21 protein-coding genes and 1 pseudogene are annotated in these 22,555 nt (G+C 72.9%); 16 read left to right on the forward strand and 6 right to left on the reverse strand.

The genetic code is table 11. The features are described 5' to 3' along the window. The first annotated feature begins 81 nt into the window (after positions 1–81). Positions 82–750, forward strand: coding sequence for a hypothetical protein (locus AMO33_RS05350; protein ID WP_060590937.1), 669 nt, complete (start codon positions 82–84; stop codon positions 748–750). A 6-nt stretch (positions 751–756) separates the two neighbouring features. Here AMO33_RS05350 and AMO33_RS05355 read toward each other — a convergent pair whose 3' ends face one another. From AMO33_RS05355 to AMO33_RS05370, 4 genes are read right to left on the reverse strand one after another with little or no spacing between them, the layout of a single operon-like run. Further along, positions 757–2,085 carry a hypothetical protein gene (locus AMO33_RS05355; RefSeq protein WP_060590939.1) on the reverse strand — a complete coding sequence of 443 codons (1,329 nt, stop codon included), beginning with the start codon at positions 2,083–2,085 and terminating at the stop codon, positions 757–759. Then, a complete protein-coding gene (locus AMO33_RS05360; protein ID WP_060590941.1) occupies positions 2,082–2,489 on the reverse strand; it encodes a hypothetical protein in 408 nt (135 codons plus the stop codon). Before AMO33_RS05360 ends, AMO33_RS05355 begins: the two co-directional genes overlap by 4 nt. Beyond that, positions 2,486–2,698, reverse strand: a complete 213-nt coding sequence (locus AMO33_RS05365; protein WP_011209512.1) for a hypothetical protein — start codon at positions 2,696–2,698, stop codon at positions 2,486–2,488. Before AMO33_RS05365 ends, AMO33_RS05360 begins: the two co-directional genes overlap by 4 nt. Continuing rightward, the gene (locus AMO33_RS05370) at positions 2,695–4,470 is read right to left on the reverse strand and encodes a hypothetical protein (protein WP_228786525.1); all 1,776 of its coding nucleotides are present in this window, start codon (positions 4,468–4,470) and stop codon (positions 2,695–2,697) included. The genes AMO33_RS05365 and AMO33_RS05370 overlap by 4 nt, the downstream gene beginning before the upstream one ends. Positions 4,471–5,028: 558 nt before the next feature. Here AMO33_RS05370 and AMO33_RS05375 point away from each other — a divergent pair. The 10 genes and pseudogenes from AMO33_RS05375 to AMO33_RS05420 all read left to right on the forward strand — a co-directional run bounded on the left by AMO33_RS05375 (position 5,029) and on the right by AMO33_RS05420 (position 15,105). Beyond that, entirely contained in the window at positions 5,029–5,802 is a 774-nt protein-coding gene (locus AMO33_RS05375; RefSeq protein ID WP_060593301.1) for an MlaE family ABC transporter permease, read from the forward strand. After that, positions 5,799–6,685 (forward strand): annotated as a pseudogene (locus AMO33_RS05380) (ABC transporter permease). Before AMO33_RS05375 ends, AMO33_RS05380 begins: the two are co-directional and overlap by 4 nt. A 7-nt stretch (positions 6,686–6,692) precedes the next feature. Continuing rightward, a complete protein-coding gene (locus AMO33_RS05385; RefSeq protein ID WP_060590943.1) occupies positions 6,693–7,718 on the forward strand; it encodes an Mce family protein in 1,026 nt (341 codons plus the stop codon). Beyond that, positions 7,715–8,731, forward strand: a complete 1,017-nt coding sequence (locus AMO33_RS05390) for an MlaD family protein (protein ID WP_060590944.1) — start codon at positions 7,715–7,717, stop codon at positions 8,729–8,731. The genes AMO33_RS05385 and AMO33_RS05390 overlap by 4 nt, the downstream gene beginning before the upstream one ends. After that, the gene (locus AMO33_RS05395; protein ID WP_240327435.1) at positions 8,731–9,747 is read left to right on the forward strand and encodes an MlaD family protein; all 1,017 of its coding nucleotides are present in this window, start codon (positions 8,731–8,733) and stop codon (positions 9,745–9,747) included. Before AMO33_RS05390 ends, AMO33_RS05395 begins: the two co-directional genes overlap by 1 nt. Then, a complete protein-coding gene (locus AMO33_RS05400; RefSeq protein ID WP_139337490.1) occupies positions 9,747–10,802 on the forward strand; it encodes an MlaD family protein in 1,056 nt (351 codons plus the stop codon). The genes AMO33_RS05395 and AMO33_RS05400 overlap by 1 nt, the downstream gene beginning before the upstream one ends. Continuing rightward, positions 10,799–11,839, forward strand: coding sequence for an MlaD family protein (locus AMO33_RS05405; RefSeq protein WP_060590950.1), 1,041 nt, complete (start codon positions 10,799–10,801; stop codon positions 11,837–11,839). Before AMO33_RS05400 ends, AMO33_RS05405 begins: the two co-directional genes overlap by 4 nt. After that, positions 11,836–12,846, forward strand: a complete 1,011-nt coding sequence (locus tag AMO33_RS05410) for an MlaD family protein (RefSeq protein WP_060590952.1) — start codon at positions 11,836–11,838, stop codon at positions 12,844–12,846. The genes AMO33_RS05405 and AMO33_RS05410 overlap by 4 nt, the downstream gene beginning before the upstream one ends. Further along, entirely contained in the window at positions 12,843–14,087 is a 1,245-nt protein-coding gene (locus AMO33_RS05415) for a hypothetical protein (RefSeq protein ID WP_060590954.1), read from the forward strand. The genes AMO33_RS05410 and AMO33_RS05415 overlap by 4 nt, the downstream gene beginning before the upstream one ends. Before the next feature lie 22 nt (positions 14,088–14,109). Continuing rightward, positions 14,110–15,105: an oxygenase MpaB family protein gene (locus AMO33_RS05420; protein ID WP_170916106.1), complete on the forward strand. Its 996-nt coding sequence runs from the start codon at positions 14,110–14,112 to the stop codon at positions 15,103–15,105. A 1-nt stretch (position 15,106) separates the two neighbouring features. Here AMO33_RS05420 and AMO33_RS05425 read toward each other — a convergent pair whose 3' ends face one another. After that, complete coding sequence (locus AMO33_RS05425; RefSeq protein ID WP_041561030.1) at positions 15,107–15,700, reverse strand: TetR/AcrR family transcriptional regulator; 594 nt, start codon at positions 15,698–15,700, stop codon at positions 15,107–15,109. A 348-nt stretch (positions 15,701–16,048) separates the two neighbouring features. On the opposite strand from AMO33_RS05425, the gene AMO33_RS05430 reads away from it, so the two are divergent. Further along, positions 16,049–17,041: an oxygenase MpaB family protein gene (locus AMO33_RS05430; protein ID WP_060590956.1), complete on the forward strand. Its 993-nt coding sequence runs from the start codon at positions 16,049–16,051 to the stop codon at positions 17,039–17,041. Positions 17,042–17,099: 58 nt separating this feature from the next. On the opposite strand, the gene AMO33_RS05435 is transcribed toward AMO33_RS05430, so the two are convergent. Beyond that, positions 17,100–18,077: a LysR family transcriptional regulator gene (locus AMO33_RS05435; RefSeq protein WP_060590958.1), complete on the reverse strand. Its 978-nt coding sequence runs from the start codon at positions 18,075–18,077 to the stop codon at positions 17,100–17,102. Positions 18,078–18,177: 100 nt separating this feature from the next. On the opposite strand from AMO33_RS05435, the gene AMO33_RS05440 reads away from it, so the two are divergent. From AMO33_RS05440 to AMO33_RS05455, 4 genes are all read left to right on the forward strand, one after another. After that, positions 18,178–19,368, forward strand: coding sequence for an MFS transporter (locus AMO33_RS05440; protein WP_060593303.1), 1,191 nt, complete (start codon positions 18,178–18,180; stop codon positions 19,366–19,368). Between the two features lie 122 nt (positions 19,369–19,490). Then, on the forward strand, positions 19,491–20,396 hold the full coding sequence (locus tag AMO33_RS05445) for an alpha/beta hydrolase (protein WP_060590960.1): 906 nt from the start codon (positions 19,491–19,493) through the stop codon (positions 20,394–20,396). 76 nt (positions 20,397–20,472) lie between these two features. Further along, complete coding sequence (locus AMO33_RS05450) at positions 20,473–21,051, forward strand: NADPH-dependent FMN reductase (RefSeq protein ID WP_060593304.1); 579 nt, start codon at positions 20,473–20,475, stop codon at positions 21,049–21,051. Next, complete coding sequence (locus AMO33_RS05455; protein ID WP_060590962.1) at positions 21,048–22,532, forward strand: DHA2 family efflux MFS transporter permease subunit; 1,485 nt, start codon at positions 21,048–21,050, stop codon at positions 22,530–22,532. The genes AMO33_RS05450 and AMO33_RS05455 overlap by 4 nt, the downstream gene beginning before the upstream one ends. Positions 22,533–22,555 lie beyond the last annotated feature (23 nt).

The raw sequence follows: 22,555 nt of genomic DNA on the forward strand, positions 1-22,555 counted from the left end.
GATTCGTCCGGGGCCCTTCGTCGTTCGCCGCGCGGGCCCTTACACTCGGCAGAACTGAAACCTGTTCCAAGGTGGTGTGTGGTGGCTGCCGACCGCCTGATCTTCGCCCTGTGGGGCGTGCCCGACCCGCGCGATCCGGCATGGGTCGACGAGCTGACCGGCGCGGGCGCGCGCGAGGTGATCCTCGACGTCGCCGACGACGCCGTGGCCGCGGCGATGTTGCGGCTCACCACCTTCGAGACGCCGGTCGAGGCGGTGCTGTCGCTGGTGGCCGAGCCCGACACCGCCGCGGCGGTGTCGGCCGTGCTGGCGGGCCGGGCCGAGCGGGTGGCGGGGTGGCGGGTGGAGACGACCGCGCCGTTGCCGCCGCCGACCACCCCGGTCGGCGTCCGCGCGCCGGGCGTGACCAACGTCGCGTTCCTGCGCAGGCCCGCCGAGCTGGCCTACGACGAATGGCTGGCGCGCTGGCGCGGCGCGCACACCGAGGTCGCCATCGCCACCCAGGCCACGTTCGGGTACGTGCAGCACCGGGTGCTCGAGCGGGTGACCGCCGACGCTCCCGAGATCGCCGCCGTGGTGGAGGAACTGTTCCCGATCGAGGCGCTGCACGACCCGCACGCCTTCTACGGCAGCGGCGGCGACCCGGCCGAACTGGGCAGGCGGATCGAGGCGATGATGGCCAGCGTGGCCACCTTCGGCGCCGATCGCGACCTCGACGTCGTGCCCACCAGCCGCTACCGCTTGTGCTGAGTGGCGTCAGCTCTCGAAGAGCAGGTACAGGCCGAGGAAGGTGAAGCCGACCATCACCAGCATGAGGGCGAGCTGCCCGGTGAGCCGGTGCGCGCGGGGCAGCAGCCGCAGGCACATGTCGTGGGCGGCGGTGACGCCGAGGATGTGCCCGGTCAGCACGGCGAGCACCTTGATCGAGCCCAGCACCGCCGGGTGGGTGGACAGCACGTAGGCCACCTGGGCGTCCCCGAGCAGCGCCCAGCCGCGGCCGAACGGGTCGGCCAGCAGCAGCAGTGTCGCCTGGCCCTTCTCCACCAGGAAGGTGAGGTAGTGGGCCACCACGTACCCGGCGATCACCGGAGTGAGGCTGTGCGCCAGCCGGATCGGCAGCCGGGACCGCTCGGCGCGGGTGAGGCCGCCGGTGGCCTGGGCCGCGGCGGTGAACAGGGCGCCGACGATCACGACGAAGGCGAGCAACCCGGCGGTGCGCACCAGGGTGGCGGTCGCGGCCGACCCGCCGCCCAGGTCGTCGACGAGATTGCGCCACACCGGGAAGGTGGTGAAGCTGTCGAAGGCGGTCGAGCCGAGCAGGGTCGCCGCGACCGCGACCGATCCGGCCAGCGCGGGGGTGCCCGCGAGCGAGTCGAGCGGACTGCGCAGGATCGGGGTGCCGTCGGTGCGGCGGGCCAGGGGGCTGAGCCGCCCCAACAGGCTGCTGTAGACCTCGAACGGGTCGGCGCGCTCGGCCCACACGGTGCCGAACAGCATCAGCCCCACCGTGCCGATCACCAGATACGCCAGCAGCCACCCGGTGACCGCCGGCACCGAACCCGGGTCGGGAGAAGCCAATTCGAGCCACACGAACGAGAACAGCCCGAGCGCCGCGGGCCGGAATCCCCACGACTCGCGGTAGCGCAGCAGTCCGTGGTCGGGGTCGCGGCCGCTGATCCGGCACCACAGCCGGTGCAGCGCCCGCACCGGAGAGACGATCTTCCACACCGGCCCGAGGACCAGCGACACCACCGGCACCCCGACCCACAGGTAGATGTAGACGATGCCCGGTGCGGCGTTGCGCGCCGGGTCGCGGTCTCCGAAGAACCCGATCGCCAGGGTCAGCAGTACCGCGGCCACCGCGAGCACGCCCAGCACCGTCCGCAGCGCACGCGAGTCGCACAGTGCGCGCAGTGGCGCGGGCAGTGCGCGACCGGGTGAGTCCGGGTCCAGCCGTGGCTCGCGCCAGGCGACGGCGATGACGGCGAAGGAGAAGGTCAGCGCCCAGGCACCACCGATCAGGGCGTAGGTCGACGGGATCGGCAGGTCCGCGGCGCCGCCGATCCCGTGGGCGAGCAGCGTCACGGGCGCACGAGCAGGGTCGTCACCGTGCGGCCCGCGTCGTGCAGTTCGACCTCGACCCGGCCCGGGACGTCGACGGTGAAGGTGAACCGTTGACCGGCGCCCACGCGCACCGGGAAGGTGTGCTCGGGGCTGGCGTGGACGTGCAGTTCGTCCTCGGCGTCGCTGTCGACGACGAGGGTGATGGGCCGGCCGACCTTCGCCTCGGCCTGGGCGTTGGTCGGAGTGACGGTGCCGCCCGCGATCCGCACGTCGATGACGACCGCGTCCTCGGCCGGGTTGCTCGCCGCGGTGGAGGCGGAGGCGAAGTCCTCGGCGCGGGGTGCGGTGGGCTCGTCGGAACCGCAGGCGGTGAGCGCGGCGGCGGTGAGCGCGACGAGCGCGGCGTAACCGAGCGGTCGGGTCATCGGTTCTCCTCGGGCGGGTCGGGACGGGCTGTCTCGGAGTCGGCGGTATCGGTTCCGGCGGCGGCCTTCTCGCGTTCCTCGGCGCGCCGGTCGCGCACCGCGATGGTCACGATGAAGGCCACCACGGCCAGCGCGGGCAGGAAGGCGGGGATCGCCAGCAGCACCGAGTGGTCGGCGAGCAGGTCGAGGCCGGGTTGCCCGGAGGTCATCGGGTGGGCACCGGTTCGGTCGTGTCGGCGCGGCTGCCGGTCTGGTACCGGTCGTTGATGCGCGCCGCGCCCCAGGACAGTGCGGCGATCAGCGCCAGGCTGCACGCCAGCACCACCAGCGAGGCCGCGCCGAACAGCCAGGCCGGGTGGTCGAAGGACCGCTCCCGTTGCAGCACCGTGATCTCGGCGACGAACGGCCGCTCGAATTCGGCCTCGGCGGGCACCTCCGTGGCGCCGATGCCCGGGTCCTCGGGCATGAAGATCGGCAGCGCGGTGAAGGTGCGCCCGTCGTGCACCCGCAGCACCGTCTTCCAACTGCCGTGCGCGGGCACGGGTTCGGTGGAGCGGTAGTGGCCCTCACCGACACGGGTCAGGTGGTCGATGACCAGGCCGCGGCCGGGACTGTCGGCGCCGACGCCGCCCTGCCAGGACAGGATCTGCACCCATTCGGGGTCCGCGCCGACCAGGTCGGCGGGGTGCAGCCGGACGTCGGCGACGACCATGCGCCCGCCGTCGACGGGCTCGGCGTCGCGCAGCGCGACGGTGGCGCTCGCGTTCTCGGGGACGCGGATCATCAGTCCGTTGGCGGTGGCCGCGGCGACCACGAGCACCGCGGCCACGATCAGGCCGCGCCGCACCGGCGGGCGCGGGAGCCGTTCGCCGCGCAGGACGGTGCCCAGCAGCACCCCGACCACGCCGCCGGCGATGCCGACGGGCACCGCCATCGCCAGCAGTTCCGGCCACATCCGGCCCGGCCACGGGTCGGCGAAGACCGCGTCCACCCAGCGGGATTCGAGCCACAGGCCGAAGGTGGCCACCACGAGTCCGGCCAGCGCGCCCCACCACAGCCGCCACCGCTGCCACGGCAGCAGCGCCAGCACCTCGACCACGACGGCGGAACCGAGGTAGAGCGGGAAGACGTTGCGCGGTGCCTCGATCAGCGGACCGGCGACGAGGAAGGCGACCACGCCGCGCACCAGGGTCGCGAACGCCACGACCACCAGGGTGCTGCCGGTGCCCAGGGTGATGCGCGCGGCGACCAGGGTGATGGTGGCGGCGGCGACGATGAGCATGGGCTGCAGCACCAGGCGGAACTGTTCGACGCCGAAGTCGTATTCGACCTGGAACACCGACAGGCCGATGATGAGGCCGCCGAAGGCGAACGCCCGCATGAACCACAGCAGCCTGCCGTCGGGCCGGTCGGGGTCGGGCTTGTTGCGGCTGCCCTCGAATTCCAGCAGCAGCACACCGACCAGCGACAGCCCGGCCCCGCCGATGAGCATCAGGTGGGTCGGGCCCCAGAGGGTGACGTCCTGGCCGAAGATGCGGTGCCAGATGTCGTCGAGGGGGAAGCCGATCAGCGCGTACAGGCCCGCGCCCGCGATGAGGATGCCGCCCACGGGCGCGTACCAGGTGCGGGTGATCCGCACGGCCGCGGCGCCGGGCTTCTCGTCGCGCGGCAGGACCATGGCCAGCATGCCCGCGGTGAACAGGAAGAACAGCCCGGCCAGGATGAAGTAGTGGGCCGGGTTGGCCAGCGGCCCTTCGTCTCTGCCGTTGCCGACGTGCAGGCTGACATCCCAGATGAAGCCGAGCAGCGCGGTGAGGATGGTGGCCAGGAACATCGCGATGGGCAGGGCCACCCAGCCGGGCCGGTTGAACCAGCCGCCGAGCCGGTCGGCGAGGGTCTGTAGCCAGCTGATGCGACGGGTGCGGTGCAGGTAGCCGACCCAGAGCAGCACCAGCGCGATGACGCCGGCCGATCCGGTCATGATCGCTACCTGATCCAGCGCCGCCCCACCGCCTTCGGTGCCCTGGGCGGTGAGTTGCTCGATCGCCGCGTGCGTGGTGCTGGGCACGGGACCTCCATTCAGAGCCAATAAGTGTTACTTAGGGTAGCGCGAACACGGGCTCGTCGGGGAAGCTTCCGCCTGACGATGCGGGCGGCGCGTCCGGCGATATGGAATTCGGCGCCACCGATCGGCTCCTCGGGAATGCCCGCTGTGGCGGCGCGGAAACCGGCCGCGCTGCCCGGATCGGTGATCGGCGCCCGCGTGTCGGGGCGTGTCGTGAGTCCTTGACCGGTCGACGGCGATCATTCGTGCCGAATCACCTCCGAGGCGGCCTATGGATTGATAGTCTGCCCCACATCGAACTATCAAAGTTCGAACCTTCCCCCGATCGGCTCCCCGGTGTGCGGTGACGCGCGCGGTGGGGCGGACGCAGCGGCAGGAGTGGACGTGTCGGGTGAGTACGCGCCGGCGGCAGTGTGGCCGCCGGACAGCACGGACGAGCAGCGCGCGAGTGCGGTGCTGGTCCTGCGCGGGCGAATCCTGTCCGCGGTCCGCACTTTCGGCCGCACGGTGCGCCTCGGGGTGCGTGCCACCGTCCTCGCGGCCACCGACCTGGCGGCGGGCCGGTTCCCGCTGCGGGAAGCGGTGGTGCAGGCGTGGTTCTTCGCCTCGGTGTCCCTGCTGCCGGCGATCCTGATCTCGCTGCCGATGGGCGTGGTGATAGCCGTGCAGGTCGGCAGTCTCACCGAGAACGTCGGCGCGGGCTCGATGGCCGGCGCGGTGGGCGGCATGGGCGTCATGCAGCAGATCGCGCCGTTGGCGGCGGCACTGCTGGTCGGCGGCGCGGGCGCCTCGGCGATCGCCTCCGACCTGGGCGCGCGCACCATCCGCGAGGAGATCGACGCACTGCGCACGATGGGCATCGACCCGCATCGCCGCCTGGTCGCCCCGCGCGTGGTGGCGATGACCGCGGTGGCGCCGATGCTGGCGGTGCTGGTGATCCTGATGAGCATCCTGGCCAGCTTCCTGGTGGCCTCGGTCGGCCAGGGCGTGGCACCCGGCTCGTACTGGCTGTCCTTCGGCAGCTTCGCCAGTGTCACCGACCTGGTGATCTGCCTGGGCAAGTCGGCGGTGTTCGGCTACCTGGTGGCGGTGATCGCCAGCCAGCGGGGGTTGCAGGCGCAGGGCGGGCCGAAGGGCGTGGCCGACTGCGTGAACGCCGCGGTGGTGCTGGGCCTGCTCGCCTGCCTGGTGGTGAATCTGATCATCACCCAGATCGTGCTGCTGTTCGTCCCGATGGGGTTGTTGTGAGCGCCGCGCCCGGGGGACAGTGGACCACCCGCCCCTCGCCCTACCGTCCACCCGGCCTGCGCTGGACACTGCGCACCCAACGGGCCTGGGACCCGTTGGAGGAACTGGGTTTCCAGCTGCGTTTCGGCATCGCCGCGGTGGCCGGGGCGGGCTGGGCGCTGCGCCGCTACCGCGCGCAGGTCGTCGCGGTGTTCACCGATCTGGCGTGGGGCAACGGCCGCGCGGTGATCGTCGGCGGGGGCGTCGCTCCGGTGCTGGTGGTGATGGGCGTGGTCGCCGGGGCGATGATCGGGTTGGTCGGCATCACCGCCCTGGACACCCTCGGCATGGGTCCGCTGGCGGGGGCGATGTCGGCGCTGGCCAACCCCCGCGAACTCGCCCCCTCATCGCCGCGGTCGGCTTCGCCGCCCAGGCCGGATGCCGGATGACCGCCGAGATCGGCGCCATGCGCATCGCCGAGGAGATCGACGCGCTCGAAGCCCAGGCCATCGACCCGATCCCGTACGTGGTGTCGACCCGGCTGCTGGCCGCGGTCCTCACCGTGGTGCCCACCTACCTGATCGCGCTGGCGCTGGGCTTCCTCACCACGAAGCTGACCGTGACCGCCGTGCACGGGGAAGCGGCGGGCTCCTTCGAGCACTACTTCCAGATGTTCGTCGAACCGCGCGACCTGGTCTACTCCCTGGTCAAGGTGGTGATCTTCGTGGTGATCGTCACCGGGGTGCACGCCTATCAGGGCTTCTACGCCACCGGCGGGCCCGAGGGCGTGGGGGTGGCGTCCGGGCGCGCGATCCGCGCGAGCCTGGTGCTGATCGCCACCGCCGACATGGTGCTGACCATCGCGATGTGGGGCTTCGACACCGAGATCGGATTCGGGGGGTGAGGCGACGATGAGCCGGGCGTCGATGTTCTCCGAGCGCGGACCGGGCCGGACCGGGCTGCGGCTGCGCGGACTGGTGCTGCTGGCCGCGCTGATCCTGCTCACCGGCGCGGTGTGGCGCAGCGTGCCACCCGATCGGGCCGGGCAGGCCGGGTTCGACCTGGTCGCGGCCACTCTCGGCGACGGAGTCGGGGTGGACACCCCGGTCCGGCTGCGCGGACGCACCGTCGGCGCGGTCGTGGCGGTCGCGCCGCTGGGCGTGGACCGGCGGCGGGTCTCCATCGGCATCGAAGCGCCGCGGCTGGCCGAGCTGAGCACCGCGATGCAGACCCGCTTCGTCTCGGCCAACCTGTTCGGCTCCACCGCCCTGGAGCTGGTGCCGATGCCCGGCGGGCAGCCGCTGAGCGAAGGCATGGTCCTCGACGTCGGCGACCGGGTGGACAACTTCACCGTCACCGGCATCCTGCGCGAATCCGGCCGCGCGGTCACCGAAGTGCTCACCCCGCGGCTGGCCGCGGCGCTGGAGGACGCGGCCGACCTCACCGAAGCCGGTGCGCCGCTGCTCGGCGCGGCGCTGCTGGTCGCGCGCACCTGGCAGCGCGTCGAACGCGTCCCGCTCGCGCAGGCGCTGCCAGCGGTCGCCGACGCCACCGAGGGCGCGGCCGCGTTCACTCCCTCGGCGCTGGGCATCCTCACCGCCCTGGCCTCGGTCGAGGAGCTCGACGACGACGTCCACATCGGCCAGGCCTCCGACACCATCTCCGAGGTCTCCAACCTGGTGTTCGCCTTCGCCGGGCAACTCGTCGGCGCGCTCGGCCCCACCTCCGACGCCGTCGACATGCTGCTGGACACGCTGATCCCGCTGAACCAGGCCGTGCGCGGGGTGACCCCGGCGCAGGTCGGCGCCCTCACCGACCGCCTCGACGGCGCCCTGCACGGCGACGGCGACGGCGTCGTGCTCGACGTGGAGGTACTGATCGCGGCGATGCCGGCGTTCGCGCTGCCGCTGGCGGCCACCGCGGGGGCGCACCGATGAGAACACCGCGCGCCGCCGCCGTCCGCCTGCTGGGCCTGCTGGCCGTCGTGATCGCGATCCTGCTGCTCGTCGTCGCCGCCATCACCCGCCCGGTCGGCGGCGAAACCCTGGTCTACCACGCCGAATTCGGTGACGTGTTCGGGTTGCAGGACGACGCCGACGTGCGGGTGCGCGGAGTGCAGGTCGGCAAGATCACCGGCATCTCGCTCACCGACGAGCACCGCGCCCTGGTCCGGTTCACCCTGCGCACCGAGCACCGGCTGCGCGCGGGCGACCGGCTGGCCATCCGCTTCCAGAACCTCACCGGCCAGCGCTACCTCGCGGTGCTGCCCGCCGAGACCCCCGGCGCACCGCTGGACCCGGCCGCACCGGTGCGCGACACCATCGACTCCTTCGACATCACCACCGTGTTCAACGGCCTGCGCCCGCTGCTGCGCGAGGCCGACCCGCAGGTGTACAACCGGTTCGCCCGAAACCTGGTCGCGATGATCGAGGGCACCGGCAGCGACCTCACCCCGCTGCTGCGCGATCTGGGCGCGCTGGCCTCCTACGCCGAGGACCGCACCGCCGTCATCGCCACCATCGTCACCAATCTCGACGGCCTGGCGCAGAAACTGCGCGGCCGCTCGGCGAACCTGGAGAACATCCTGCGGGTGTTCCACTCGATCTTCATGCCGGTGGCCAGCCGGATGGAGGAGTTCCTGAGCCTGATGGAGAAGGGCTCGGTGGAGATGAGCGAGATCGTGCGCTCGGCCGACGCCCTGGGCCGGCTGCTGCTCGGCGCCCGCGACAGCTCCGACGCCATGACCGAACGCATCCGCCAAGCCATTCCCGACACCACCGCGGCCGTGCGCTCGCTGACCGCGCTGCCGGGCCTGCTGGCCTCGCTGACCGCGCTCATCCCGCGATCGGAGCCACGGAACCGCTGCGCCGACGGCACACTCACCCCGCCGGTGGCCGCCGCCGTCCTGGTCCAGGGCAGGCACCTGACCGTGTGCGAGGGGAGCCGATGATGGGCGATCGAGCACGCAGGCTGCCCACGCTGGGCGGCGAGGAGGTCGCACCCCGCGCGCAGACGGTGTGGGCGCTGGTGAGCGTGGTGGTGCTCGCGCTGGCCTTCGGCGCGGTCGCGGCGCTCTACACCCATCCGCCCGGCAGCCACACCCACCGCATGCTGCTGCCCGAGACCGGCGGGCTCGGCGTCGGCGACGGCGTCCGGATCGCCGGCGTGCCGGTCGGGCGCGTGACGGCAGTGCGACTGGGGGAGGGGCAGGTCGAGGTGAGCTTCACCGTCGACGCCGACCGGCATCTCGGCGACCGCACCGCGGCCGACATCCGGATGCTCACCCCGGTCGGCGGACTGTATGTGGCACTACTGCCCTCCGGGGACGCGCCGCTGCGCGAACCGATCCCGGCCGCACGAGCCCGGCTGCCGTTCGTCGTCGGGGACCTGGTGGAACAGGGCGCCGCGGTCGCCGACGAAGTCGACACCCAGGCGCTGCGCACCACCCTCGACGCCGCCGCCCGCGCGGTGACCGGTGCCCCCGGTGCGGTCCGCGAGGCCGTCTCGGCGCTCGGGCAGGTGGTCGGCGCACTGGCTGAACAACGCGACCAGGTGCAGGGCCTACTCGAGCTGTCCAACGAATACCTGGCCACCGCCCGCGCCAACGAGGTACTCGCCGCCGAGGTGATCCGCGCCTACGCGGTGCTCGGCCCGCAGATCGTGGCCGCCCGCACCGAGGTGCAGATCTTCGCCGACAAGATGACCGCGGTCGTCGGCCTGCTGTTCGACTTTCTCGCCGGCCCCTACGCCGAGAGCCTGGAACCGCTGTTCTTCCCGCTCGAGCAGAGCGCCGATCTGGGCCGCGAACTGCTCGCCACCATCGACGGTGTGCTCGCCGAACTGCGCGGCACCCTCGAACAGCTCGCCGCGCTGGCCGGGCCGCAGGGCCGGGCGCTCATCGACCAGAGCGGCCTGACGGTGCACCGGCCCGACGTGTGCCTGCCGGTGCCGGGAGCGGGGTGCTGATGCGCGCCCACCGGACCCGGGCGCTGCCCGCCCTGCTCGTGCTCGCCGCGGTGGCGGCGCTGGTCACCGCGGTGGCCGCGGTGCGCCTCGAACGCACCCCCACCCGCGCGCTGTGCGCCCTGTTCGACACCACCTTCGGCCTCTACGCCGACGCCCCGGTCACCGTCCGCGGCGTCACCGTCGGCCGGGTGCACGCGATCGTGCCCGAGGGCGGGCACGTGCGGGTGGAGATGACCGTCGAACGGCGGCGCCTGTCCGAGCACACCGTCGCCACGGTGGTGAACGCCTCGCTGCTCACCGACCGCCGCGTCGAACTCGTCGACAGCGACGGCCCCGGCGCCGAACTGCCCGCCGAGGGCTGCCTGCCCACCGACCGCACCCGCACCCCGGTCGGCGTCGCCGAGGCGCTGGGCTCGTTCTCCCGCATCGCCGAGGACCTCACCCGCCCCGCCGCCGACGGCACCACCCCGCTGAGCGCGCTGCTCGCCGGAGCCGATCGGGAACTGAGCGGCCTCGGCCCCGAACTGGACCAGCAGCTGCGCTCGCTGTCGCACCTGCTGGCCGCGCCGGAGGTCTTCGGCGCCGAACTCGGTGCACTGCTGGACAATTCGGCCGAACTGAGCCGGTTCGTCACCGCCGAGTGGGCCGACATCAAAACCTCGATGATCACCTTCGGCCCCGGTCTGGAACTGCTCGAACGCACGCTGGTGATCGTCAAGATCCTCGTCGGCAAGCTCGCCGCCGCGCTCGGGCCCCTCGACCGCGCCTTCAACCACCACTTCCCGTACCTGATGGACGCGCTCGAACAGTCGGTGCCGCTGGTCACGCTGGCGCGCACCGAAGCCGAATCCGCCCAGGACCTGCTGGCCACCATTCCGGGGGTGATCACCATGCTGCAGCGCATGATCGACGGCGGCGGGGGACTCGCCGTCGAGTACCGCTCGCCCGCGCTGTGCCCGGCGCCCGACCCCGCGCTGTGCGAGGCGGTCGGCGCGCAGGCCGCCCGGGTGCCCGTGCCGCTGGCCGTGCTGGCGGGTGTGGGAGGTGCGCGATGAGGGTGTTCGCGCCATCCGAGGCCGGGCGCGGTGCCCGCCGGTGGCGGATCGGGGTGCTGGCACTGGCGCTGGTGGTGGTCGGGTGCGGGTTCGACCCCAGCGATCACACCCTGCCCGGCACCGGGGTACGCGGCGCGCACTACCGGCTCGTGGTCGAATTCGAATCGCTGCTGAGCCTGCCCGCGGGGGCGACGGTGCGCAGCAACGGCGCCGAGGTCGGCGCGGTCGAGCAGATCCGGTTGGACGGCCACGCCGCCCTGGCCGACCTCGACATCCGCGCCGAGGTCGGGCTGCCTGTCGGCACCCGCGCCGAACTGCGGCAGACCACCGTCCTCGGCGACATCTACATCGCGCTGCTGCCCCCGCCCCACCCCGGCACCGACCTGCTGCGCGACGGCGACCGGATCCCGCTGCGCGACACCGAGACCGGGCCCCAGATCGAACAGATCCTCGAGCGCATGGCGGCCTTCGTCAACGGCGGCAGCGCCACCCGCACCCAGGACGCGCTCGAACAGCTGGTCGCGATGATGCCGGCGGACCCCGCCGAGACCAGCTCCCTGGCCGCGCAACTGGGCACCGACCTGGCGGCCACCGTCGAGCACCTGCCCGACCTGGACCGCATGATCGCCGCCACCGACGCGGTGAGCGCACGGCTGCACCGGATGCGCGAGGAGGTGGGGTTCCTGTTCTCCGAGACCGCGCGCCGCCGCCTGGACCGGGTGCCGCAGTTCATGACCGCCGTGCTCAATGTCGTCATCGACGTCAACACCCTCACCACCGGGCTGGACTGGCTGATCCCGCGCCTGCCGCACATCAACGAGGCGCTGGAGAAGGCGGCCACGCTGCTGCGCGAACCGAGCCCCGACGCCAGCACCTGGGCGGGCAACGGTGCGCGGCTGTCGGAGCTGATGACCGGCAAGGTGGTGCCGTTCCTGGGGGCGCCCGCCCTGAACGTGCGCCGCATCGGGGTCACCGGCAGCCCGAGCGGTGAGGTGGACGCGCTGATCCTGCTGCGGCTGATCGGAGTGCTGCCGTGACCCGCATCCCCGCCCGCTACTCCGCCCTGGTCCTGATCCTGGTGACCGTGCTCGGCGTCGGCTATCTCGCCCTCGGTGTGCTGCGCATCGATCCGACGGTGCGGCACAACCACGTCAGCGTCCGGATGGACCACGCGGCCGGGCTGACGCCGGGAGCGAGCGTGGTGTACCGGGGTGTGGACATCGGCACGGTCGAAGCGGTCGACAGCGTGCCCGGCGGCGTCGAGATCCGGCTCTCCTACGATCGCGCCCACCGCATCCCGGCCGACGCGGCCATGGCCGTGGAGACCCTCTCGGCGCTCGGCGAGCCGGTGTTCGCCTTCCTGCCCGCCGACACCGACTCCGCGGACGAATCCGCCGACGGCGGTACGGTATTCGCCGACGGCGGTGCCGTTCTCGCCGACGGTGACGAGCTCAGGGGCACCGTCACCGCACCCACCTCGGTGCCCGAACTGCTGGCCACGTCCTCGACGTTGCTGAGCCAGACCGACACCGACACCGTGGTCCGGCTGCTGGAGACCTTCACCGCCGCCGTCGAACACGCGGACACCACCGCGCCCGCGCTGGCCCGCGCCGCCGACGTGCTCGCCCGCACCCTGGCGGTGCACCAGCCCTCGCTCGAGGCGGTGCTGCGCAACCTGATGGCGCTGCTGCCCGACGTGGACTGGATGAAGCCGGTGCTCACCGCCGCCCCACCGCAGCTGGACGCCTTCGGTGACACCCTCGGCGTCTCCTACGAGTTCCTGTTCGAGGGTTCGGCGCTGTTGCGCGGCCGCGAAGTCCTCGGCTCCTGGCGCGAGGAACAGCAACGCTTCGTCGACTTCCTGGCCCGCCTCGCCCCCGAACTCGGTGCGCTCGGCGTCGCCCTGCGACCGGTCACCACCGCCACCGGCCCCGCCCTTGGCGCACTCGACCTGGCCACCCTGCTCGATCAGGCCATGACCGCACTGCCCGGCGACCACCTGCGCATCACGCTCCAACCCCCCGTCGACCAAGGACCACCATGAGCCCCACCGAGATCCGCCACCGCGACACCGCGGAGAACGACATCGCGGAGAACGCCACCGCCGCCCCGGCCCCCGACGCGGTGGCGCCCGCACACGCAGCGGCCGAACCGGCCCAGCCCACCGCGCCGGGCATCGCTGTGGGCGGCGGCGAGGCGGGTGGGGTGGCCGAATCGGCCCAGCCCGCCGCACAGGACATGGCTGCGGGCGGCGCCGAGGCGCGTGCGGCAGCCGAACCGGCCCAGCCCACCGCGCCGGGCATCGCTGCGGGTAGCGCCGAGGCGGGTGGGGTGGCCGGATCGGTCCGGTCCACCGCCCAGGACAGTGCGGTCCAGGCGGGTGCAGGCGGGGTGGCGGGACCGGACCGGCCGACTGCGCAGGGCACCACTGCGGGTGGCAGCGAGGGAGGCGGTGCGTCCGAACGTGCCCAGCCGGCGGCGCTGGACACCGCTGCGGTCGACGCCGAGGCAGGTGGCGCGGCGGAACCGGCCCAGCCCACCGCCCAGGACACCGCGGTCACGGGCACCGCGGCTATCGGGGCGGTGCAAGAGGCTGAGCACGACCCGGTGCGCAGCGGCTCGGGCGATGCGCCGGGCACCGCGTGCGCCGACGAAAAGACCGCTGGCACAGCCGAACCCGGCACGGAGCGCCGGACCGAGCGCGCGCTGTCCGTCCTGCGCGCGGTGCGCCGTCCGACCCTGTCGGCCGTCGTCGCCGCCGTCGCGCTGCTCGTCGCCGCCGTCGCGCTGCTCGTCGCCGCCGCGGCGGTGCTGGCCTGGCGGACCGACGATGCCGCCGGCGAACTCGCCGCCCTGCGCGCCCAGCTCGACACCGACGCCGCCGCGCAGCGGGTCGCCGCCGACTACGCGCTGGGGGTCTCGCAGGTGCAGTCCGGCGACCTCGAGGCGTGGCGCTCGGCGTTGCGGCGCGGTGTCACCGAACAGTTGGCGGCCAAACTGTCCGCCGCCGTGGACGTGGTGGGCCCGTGGCTGCGGCAGGTGGACTATTCGGCCACCGCCGAGCCGCTGGCCGCGACCGTGCAGCGCCGCGACGGCGACCTGTACGTGGTGCAGGTGTTCGTCGACATGACCTCGCGCAGCAGCCAGACGCCCGAGGGCGTGGTCGCCACCGCCGCCTACACCGTCACCCTCAACCGCGCCGCCGACTGGACCATCACCGACGTCGGCGGCGTCGCGCCCGACCTTCCGGTCCCTTCCGCGGACGCGACTCCCGCGCCGCGCTGACCCCTTCTCGAAGGAGCACGCCATGACCACTGCCGCCGACAAGTCCGTGCCGCGCATCCCCCGCGCGAGCACCGCCCGGACCCCCGCGCCCGCGCCGCGGGTGTGGGTGGGCGAGGACGCCGAGCCCATCGAACTGGTCGCGCCGGATTCGCTCACCGCGGAGATGGTGGGCCACTGGACCTACCTCATCCTGGAAGGCGCGGCGTTCGCCATGCAGGGCATGCACCCGGTGATCCGCGAAGTGACCGACCGCTATTCGGTGGCGCGTACCGACCCGGGCGGGCGCGCGATCCGCTCGGTGGACTCGGTGCTGCGCTGGACCTACGGCGGTCTGGAGGCGGTGCAGGAAGGCAGGCGGTTGCGCTCGCTGCACGAACCGCTGACGATGCGCGGCAGCGACGGCAAGCGCATCGGTGCGTTGAACGCCGACGCCTACCAGTGGGTGATCGCCACCGCCTACGTCACCACCGCCAAGGCAGGCCCGCTGTTGATCGGGCGTGAGTTCACCGCCACCGAACTCGACGAGCTGCTGGCCGACAACATCCGCATCGCCAAGATCCTGCAGGTGCCGATGAAGGGCTATCCGCAGACCCGCGCGGAGTTCGACGCCTACTACGAGCGCATGGTGAACGAGGTGCTGCGCGCCGACGAGGCGATGCGCACCGAGTTCGCGCTGATGCGCGCCGGGGACAGCGAGCAGTTGCGGGCGATGCCGTTCCCGCGCAGGCAGATCGCGCGCACAATGGCCAGGCCGGTGCTGCGTTTCACCTACCTGTCGATCGTGGGCCTGCTCGATCCCCGGTTGCGGGCGATGATCGGGGTGGACTGGTCGCCGCAGGAGCAGCGCACCCTCGAACAGATCTATGCCTGGATCCGGCTGGCCTACCGGGTGTTGCCCGAACGGCTGACCTACTTCCCGATCGCCTACCACGCCCGCAAACACCATCGGAGCATCCTGAAGATGAAGGAGCGGGAGCTGAAGTCGGCCGCCTACAAGGTGCGGCCCAAGCAGGTGTAGGTCACCGGCCGCCGGGGTGCGGGAACAGCAGCGGTGCCAGGAAGCGGCGGGCGAACTGCCGGGCCGCCGCGGCGTCGTCCAGCGGCAGCACCCCGCGCGGGTTGGAGATGAACGACATGGTCAGCCGGACGAACAGTTCGGCGACCACGTCGGTGTCGAAATCGCCGAGTTCACCGCGCCGTTGCCAGTGCGAGAGGAACCGGGCGACCAGGGCGCGGCCCTGTTCGATGAACTCGTCGCCGGTGAGGAAGCTGGTCAGTTCGCCCGCCGCGGAGGAGACCCGCAGGCTGCGGGTGAGCAGCCGGGGCGCGCGGGCCTCGCTGACGAAGGCGGCGAACATCTCCGCCAGGGCGCTGACCGGTCCGGCCGAACGCCGCACCGCCTCGGCCATGATCAGCCCGACGCGTTGGGATTCGGCCATCAGCGCGTAGCGCACGAGCGCCGATTTGGTGCCGAACCGCCGATAGACCGTGGCCACGCCGACGCCGGCGAGTTCGGCGATGCGGACCATGGTGGTCTCCTCGAAGCCGACTTCGGCGAAGCAGTCGCGGGCGGCGTCGACGATGCGGCGTGAGCGGGCATCGAGTGCGGCCAGGTCGGCCCAGGTCGTCCCGGCGGCGGCGAGGAATTCGGTGGCGGTGCTGTGGTTCTCGCCGTCGCTGTGGTGCTCGCCGGTGCGGGTGCGTGCCGAGACGGGGCGGGCGCTCTCGCCGACGGCGGCGGGGTAGGCGCTGCTCGGGTCCTCGGGATGGGCGCTCACCGGCCTGAGCCTACCGCCGGACCTGCCGGCCACCTGTGTCGACACCGCGCACCGTCCCATCTCCGGCGGGTCGCGGGTCTCGCGTGCGGCCTACCGGAATGATAGTCTGAACGGTATTAATCTATCACTGACCGTCCAGTGCTGTCCCGGCAGAACTGGACGACGGCCCTGCAGAGGTGCGCCATGACAACGAACGCAGCGTTGCCCGTTGTTTCCGAAACCGACACCGCCCCCGGCGGATCCGCGACCGCGGATCGGGTCCGTCCCGAAGTGCTCGCCGAATTCCGCAAGCACACCGCCAGCGTGCTCACCGGCGTGTTCGTCGCGTCGGCCTTCGATCAGGTCGCGCTGGTCCCGGTCGCGGCGGCGGTGGATCGCAGCGGCCGCTTCGCCGCCAACTTCGCCGACCGCGGTGTGCGCAGCGGCGCCTCGGGCATCCTCGCGCTGTGGGGCGACCCGGTCGATCGCAAGGCCGAAGCGGAATGGCTCAAGGAACGTCACCGCGACGTGCACGGACACGGCAAGGGCGCCTATCGCGACGTGCGCTACAGCGCGCTGAACCCCAAGACCTGGGTGTGGATCGGGGTGAGCGGCATGTTCGTGCCGCTGAACACCTTCACCTACTGCACCGGCATCGAGCTGCGGCCCGCGGAGCAGGAGGCGGCCTATCAGATGATGCGCGAAACCTTCGCCGAGCTGGAGCTGGCCTCGAAGTCGGGCAAGCTGCCCGCGGACCTGGCGGCGGCACGGCGGTACTACGACGACATGGTCGAACACGAACTGGCCACCAATCCCTTCCTGGTGCAGGAGTTCGCCAAGCTGACCCGGTTGCCGCTGCCGACGCTGGGGATCTCGCCGGTGGTGCGCGCGGTGCTGCTGCCGTTGTGGTTGCTGATCCGGCCGCTGGTGGGCCACGTCATCCAGGTGTGCTCGGCCCAGGCGATGCATCCCGGGGTGCGGCGGCTGGTCGGTTTCGACCTGAAGCGCAGGCACGACATCGAATTCGCGGTGTACGTGCGGGTGTTGCAGACGGCGTGGCGGTTCCTGCCCGATCGGTTGCTGCTGGCTCCGCTGGCCTACAACCGGCTCCAGTACGAGAAGCTGGTGCGCGCGCACCGCAAATACGCGCTCGACACCTTCGCCGTGCCGTCGAACGAATCGGGCTGCCCGATCTGAGTCACCGCCGGGCGCCCCCGCGTGATAGCTGTTCGATTGGCATCTATCACATCGGGGGTCAGGCCCGCACCGGCGCCCCGATGCCGCAGACGCGGGGCGCCGCGGCGCGCGATCCCGCAGGCAAGTCGGTGGCGTCGGGCGGCTGGTGGCCGAGGACCAGGGCCAGCGTCTCGGAAAACGCGCGCACCCGCGCCGTTTCGTGCTCGCGCCGCCACACCAGGCCCAGCCGCGACACCGGCAGGCCGCGGACCGGGACGAAGCTGACCGCCCGACGGCGATGCGATTCCGCCGTCGGATGGCACAGCAGCATCGCCGCCGTGCCGGCGGCGACCGTGGCCAGTCCTTCCTCGAGGGTCGCCACCGCCGGGCCGGCCGGTATGGTGCGCCCGCTGGGGGTGCGATCGGGGGCTTGAGCGAGCCGCCAGTAGTCCGGTGCGGGACCGCGGAGTCCGACCAGCGGGCAGCCGGCGAGTTCCTCCGCGGTCACGGCCTCGCGCCCGGCCAGCCGATGCCCGGACGGCAGCGCCAGCATCTGCTGCTGCCCGTCGAACACCGGGCCCAGCACCAGGTCGCGTTCGCCCATCGGCAGCAGCACCACCGCCAGATCGATCTCGCCGCGCCGCAGTGCGCCGAACGGGTCCGCGAGCGGGATCTCGGTCAATTCCAGCCGGCAGCCCGGGTATCGGGTCGCGAACCGTTCCACCGCCCGCATCAGGTGCTCGTCGGAGGCGCCCTGGAAGCCCAGCCGCAGCACCCCGTCCACGCCGCCCGCGGCGGCCCGCGCGGCCTCGAGCACCGACCGCAGCGCGGCATAGGCGGGCCGCAGCTGCGCGGCGAACTCCGCGCCCAACGGCGTGAGCCGCACGGTTCGGCTGGTGCGTTCCACCAGCCGCCCGCCGATACGCTGCTCGAGCGCGCGCAGCAGCTGGCTCACCCGGCTCTGGGACAGGTAGAGGCGGGCGGCGGCGCGACCGAAGTGCAGTTCGTCGGCGAGGGCGAGAAACGCCTCCAGTTCCCGTGGTTCGACACCGCTCACCGGGCGTTCCCCTTCCTGACCTCCGACGATGAGTTCAGCTCATCGAACCGTGAGAGCTTCGTCGTTGTTCCCGCGCCCGCGGCTGCCTTGGCTGGACACCATGACAGACCTTCGACAGACACCCCCGGACACCGGCCGTCCGGTCCGCGGCTGGCTCGGCGTCGCCGCCGTCACCGGCGCCACCTTCACCGTCGTGACCTCCGAAATGCTGCCGGTCGGCCTGCTGACGCCGATGAGTGCCGACCTGCGGGTCAGCGAGGGCGTCGGCGGGCTCACCCTCACCATCACCGGGCTGGTGGCCGCGGTCGCGGCGCCGCTGCTGACCCCGGCCCTGGGGCGCGTCGACCGGAAGACCGTGTGGGCGGTGCTGTTGACGGTGCTGACCGTCGGCAATCTCGCCGCGGCGCTGGCGCCCGGCTTCGCGGTCATGGTGGCCGCGCGGGTGCTGGTCGGCATCGGGATGGGCGGGGTGTGGTCGATCGCGGCGGGCACGGCCGTGCGGCTGGTGCCCGAGTCCCAGGCCGCGCGCGCGACGACGCTGGTGTTCAGCGGTGTCGCGGTCGCCTCGGTGCTCGGCATCCCCGCGGGCACCTACGCGGGCGCGCTGATGGGGTGGCGGGCGGCGTTCCTGGCGGCCGTGGCGGTGGGCGTGCTGCTCCTGGTCGCGGCCGCGATCCTGCTGCCACCGCTGCCGCCGGTCCGCGTCACCGGATTCGTCGAGTCGCTGGGGCTGCTGCGCCTTCCGGCACTGCGCACCGGACTGATCGCGGTGGCGCTGCTGGTGACCGGTCATTTCGCCGCCTACACCTACATCCGCCCCGCGCTCGAGCAGCTCACCGGCGCCGGCCCCGCCACCGTCGGTACCGTGCTGCTGCTGTTCGGCATCGCGGGCGTGGCGGGCAATTTCACCGCCGGCGCCAGGGCGGCGCGGGCCCCGCGCACGACCCTGCGGGTCCTGGCCGCCATCCTGGCCGCCGCCGCGACACTGACCCCGCTGCTCGGCACGGCCGTGCCGACGGCCGCCGCCCTGATCGCGGTGTGGGGCCTGGCCTACGGCGGTGTGTCGGTGACCGCCCAGAACTGGGTCTTCGCCGCCGCTCCCGACCACCGGGAGGCGTCCTCGGCCCTGTTCGTCGGGGTGTTCAACGGTGCCATCGCCGCGGGCGCCTTCCTCGGCGGTGTCCTCGCCGACCGGCTCGGGGTCACCGCATCGCTGCTGATCGGCGGCGCGGCGGCGGCCGCGGCGGCACTGGTGAGCGCCACCGGCCGCGCGCGCACCGCGCAAATCTGAGCAGCCTGGCGCACCGGCCCGGCCCCGGGACCGTTCGCGCAGGTGGCGGCCGGTGACGACGGGGGAGCGGACGCCCTCGAACGCGAGTTGTGCGGCCCCGATTCCGGCCGCACGCTCGCGGCGTGGACTTTTCGACCTACGCCGCCTTCCTCCCCCCGTCCCTGCGCGGGGAACCACTCGCCGCTCCCGAGCCCACCTGGTGGCCCTGGCGCGGCAGGCAGGTACACATCGCCCGCGCCACCCGCCCCGAGGCAAGCGCCCGGATCCTGGCCGTGCACGGGGCGGGCGGGCACGCCGGACTCGTCTGGCCGTTCGCCGCGCTGGCCGCCCGCGCCGGGATGGACGCGGCCGCGGTCGATCTGCCGCTCTACGGCGACACCCGCGAACCCGACCCGCGCGGGGTGCGCTACCGCGACTGGGTCGACCTGCTCACCGACCTGGTCCGCGCCGAGACCGACGCCGATCCGCGGCCGCTGATCCTGTTCGGCGCCAGCATCGGCGGCCTGCTCGCCTACGAGGCGGCCGCGCGCAGCGGCCGTGTCGCGCACGTGCTGGCGACCTGCCTGCTCGACCCCGCCGACCCGGCCGCCCGCCGCGCCGCGGCCCGCTGGTCGTGGACCGGGGCCGCCGCCCCCAGCCTGCTCGGCGCGCTCGGTCCGGCCGCCCGGCTGCGGGTGCCGATCCGCTGGCTGGCCGACATGGCGAACATGAGCGCCGATCCCGCCGTCTCCCGGGCCTGCGCCACCGACCCGCGCGGCGGCGGAATCCGCGTCCCGCTGGGATTCCTCGCCGACTACTTCACGTTCGAACACACCCGCCCGCAGCACTACACCGCCGCCCCGGTGACGCTGGTGCATCCGGCCGCCGACCGCTGGACCCCGCCCGAACTCAGCCTGCGCTTCCTCGACCGGATCGCCGCCGAGCATCGTGCGGTGCTGTTGGCGAACTGCGGACACTTCCCGCTCGAGGAACCCGGCGTGCATGTGCTGCGCGAGACGATCGAAGCGGTGGTCGCCGCCACCACTTGACCTCAACATTGGTTGAGGAAGCACGGTGGACTCCGACGCCGATCGCCGGCGATCGCCGAGACATCCGGAGGACACCGTGCCCACACCGCATCCCACCCCGTTGACGCTCGCCGTCATCGTCGCCAGCACCAGGGCGGGCCGCTTCGGCCCCACCGTCGCCGACTGGTTCCTCGACCACGTCCGCACCCGCCCGGAACTGGCGCCCGTCGTCGTCGATGTCGCCGCCGCCGACCTGCCGCACACCTTCGGCGCCCCCGCACCGGCGCTGGCCGACATCGGCGCCACCCTGGCCGCCGCCGACGCCTTCGTCGTCGTCACCCCCGAGTACAACCACAGCTACCCGGGTGGGCTGAAGAACCTCATCGACCTGCACAGCGCCCAGTGGCGGGCCAAGCCGGTCGCGTTCGTCAGCTACGGCGGACGCTCCGGCGGGCTGCGGGCCGTCGAACATCTGCGCGCGGTCTTCGCCGAACTGCACACCGTCACCGTGCGCGACACCGTGAGCTTCCACGACCCGTGGACGGCCCGCGACGACACCGGCGCGCTGCAGGCGGGCGAGGGCGCCGAACTCGCCGCGAAAACCCTGCTCGACCAACTCGTCTGGTGGGCCGAAGCGCTGCGCGCCGCCCGCGCGACCCGCCCCTACGTCGCATGAGCGCGCCGGTGCGTCCCCGGGCGCCGATGACGGTCGCGCTGGTCCTGATGGTCGGCTCGATCATGGCCACCCTGGACCAGACCATCGTCAACGTCGCCGTCAACCGGCTCTCCGCCGACTTCGACGTCCCACTGGCCACCGTGCAATGGGTCACCACCGGCTACGCCCTCGCGCTCGGCGCGGTGGTGCCCGCCTCGGCGTGGGCGATGGGCCGCTTCGGCGCCAAACGCCTCTACCTGACCGCGGTGGTGGCCTTCGCGCTGGGCTCCCTGCTGGCCGGACTGGCGTGGAACATCGGCTCGCTCATCGCCTTCCGGGTCGCGCAGGGGGTGGGCGGGGGATTGCTGATGCCCGTCGGCATGACCATCCTCGTGCGTGCGGCCACCCCCGAGCGGCTCGGCCGGCTGATGAGCACGCTGGGTCTGGCGATCCTGGTCGGCCCGCTCGCCGGACCGGTGTTGGGCGGCTACCTGATCGACGAGGTGTCGTGGCGGTGGATGTTCCTGGTGAACGTGCCGGTGGCCGCGCTGGTGCTGGTGCTGGCGAGCCGGGTGTTCCCGGCCGACCTGCCCGAGCCGCGCCGCCGCCTCGACGTGGTCGGGCTGCTGCTGATGTCCCCGGGACTGGCGCTGGTGATCTACGCCGTCACCGCCGCCACCGAACGGGGCGGCTTCGCCTCGCCCGCGGTGCTCACGCCGCTGCTGGCGGGCGCGGGCCTGGTCGCGGCGTTCGTGCACCGCGGCCTGACCGCGCCCGAGCCGCTGCTGGACCTGCGGGTGCTGCGCAACCCCGTCATCGGTGCCGCGGCGGCGCTGGTCGGGTTGTTCGCCGCCGGGTACTTCGGCTCGATGCTGTTGCAGCCGTTGTACTTCCAGCTCGCGCGCGGGGAGACCGCGACGATGGCGGGCGCGCTCGGTATCCCGTTCGCGCTGGCCTCGGGGCTGACCATGCAGGTGGCGGGCAGGCTCATCGACCGGATACCGCCGGGCCGCTACCTGCCGGTCTCCATCGGGGTGGGTGTGGCCGGATTCCTGCTGTTCCGTGCCCAACTCGACGCCGACGCCTCCTACTGGGGGCTGTGCGCGGCCATGCTGTTGATGGGCGCGGGTGGGGGAGGCACGATCATGCCCGCGCTCACCACCGCCACCCGTGCCCTCCCGCCCGAGCAGCAGTCCTCGGGCACCACCACGGTGAACATGGTCAGCACCACCGCGATGGCGATCGGCACGGCGCTGGCGTCGGTGGTGCTGTCGGCGCTGCTGCCGCTCGACGGCGGCCTGCAGGCGCTGCACCGGCTCGACCCGGCCGCGCGGGCCGCCCTCGCCCCGGCCCTGGCCGAGACCTTCCACGACGCCTACCTGCTCGCCCCGGTGCTGATGGGTCTCGCGCTGGTGCCTGCCCTGCTGTTGCCGCGCCGCCGGATCGATGCCGACGGTGTGCCTGGCGAGCGGCAGGCACTCGCGTCCGTCGAGCCGGCCTGAGGCCGGAAGGCGCACGGGGTGGG

Source organism: Nocardia farcinica (assembly GCF_001182745.1).
GTDB classification, from domain to species: Bacteria; Actinomycetota; Actinomycetes; order Mycobacteriales; family Mycobacteriaceae; genus Nocardia; species Nocardia farcinica.

Coding starts and splice junctions, on each gene's coding strand:
- AMO33_RS05395 (WP_240327435.1), top strand. CDS start 8,731: ATGGGCGATCGAGCACGCAGGCTGCCCACGCTGGGCGGCGAGGAGGTC.
- AMO33_RS05430 (WP_060590956.1), top strand. CDS start 16,049: ATGACAACGAACGCAGCGTTGCCCGTTGTTTCCGAAACCGACACCGCC.
- AMO33_RS05440 (WP_060593303.1), top strand. CDS start 18,178: ATGACAGACCTTCGACAGACACCCCCGGACACCGGCCGTCCGGTCCGC.
- AMO33_RS05370 (WP_228786525.1), bottom strand. CDS start 4,470: ATGACCGGATCGGCCGGCGTCATCGCGCTGGTGCTGCTCTGGGTCGGC.
- AMO33_RS05365 (WP_011209512.1), bottom strand. CDS start 2,698: ATGACCTCCGGGCAACCCGGCCTCGACCTGCTCGCCGACCACTCGGTG.
- AMO33_RS05405 (WP_060590950.1), top strand. CDS start 10,799: ATGAGGGTGTTCGCGCCATCCGAGGCCGGGCGCGGTGCCCGCCGGTGG.
- AMO33_RS05420 (WP_170916106.1), top strand. CDS start 14,110: ATGACCACTGCCGCCGACAAGTCCGTGCCGCGCATCCCCCGCGCGAGC.
- AMO33_RS05390 (WP_060590944.1), top strand. CDS start 7,715: ATGAGAACACCGCGCGCCGCCGCCGTCCGCCTGCTGGGCCTGCTGGCC.
- AMO33_RS05385 (WP_060590943.1), top strand. CDS start 6,693: ATGAGCCGGGCGTCGATGTTCTCCGAGCGCGGACCGGGCCGGACCGGG.
- AMO33_RS05360 (WP_060590941.1), bottom strand. CDS start 2,489: ATGACCCGACCGCTCGGTTACGCCGCGCTCGTCGCGCTCACCGCCGCC.
- AMO33_RS05400 (WP_139337490.1), top strand. CDS start 9,747: ATGCGCGCCCACCGGACCCGGGCGCTGCCCGCCCTGCTCGTGCTCGCC.
- AMO33_RS05415 (WP_060590954.1), top strand. CDS start 12,843: ATGAGCCCCACCGAGATCCGCCACCGCGACACCGCGGAGAACGACATC.
- AMO33_RS05455 (WP_060590962.1), top strand. CDS start 21,048: ATGAGCGCGCCGGTGCGTCCCCGGGCGCCGATGACGGTCGCGCTGGTC.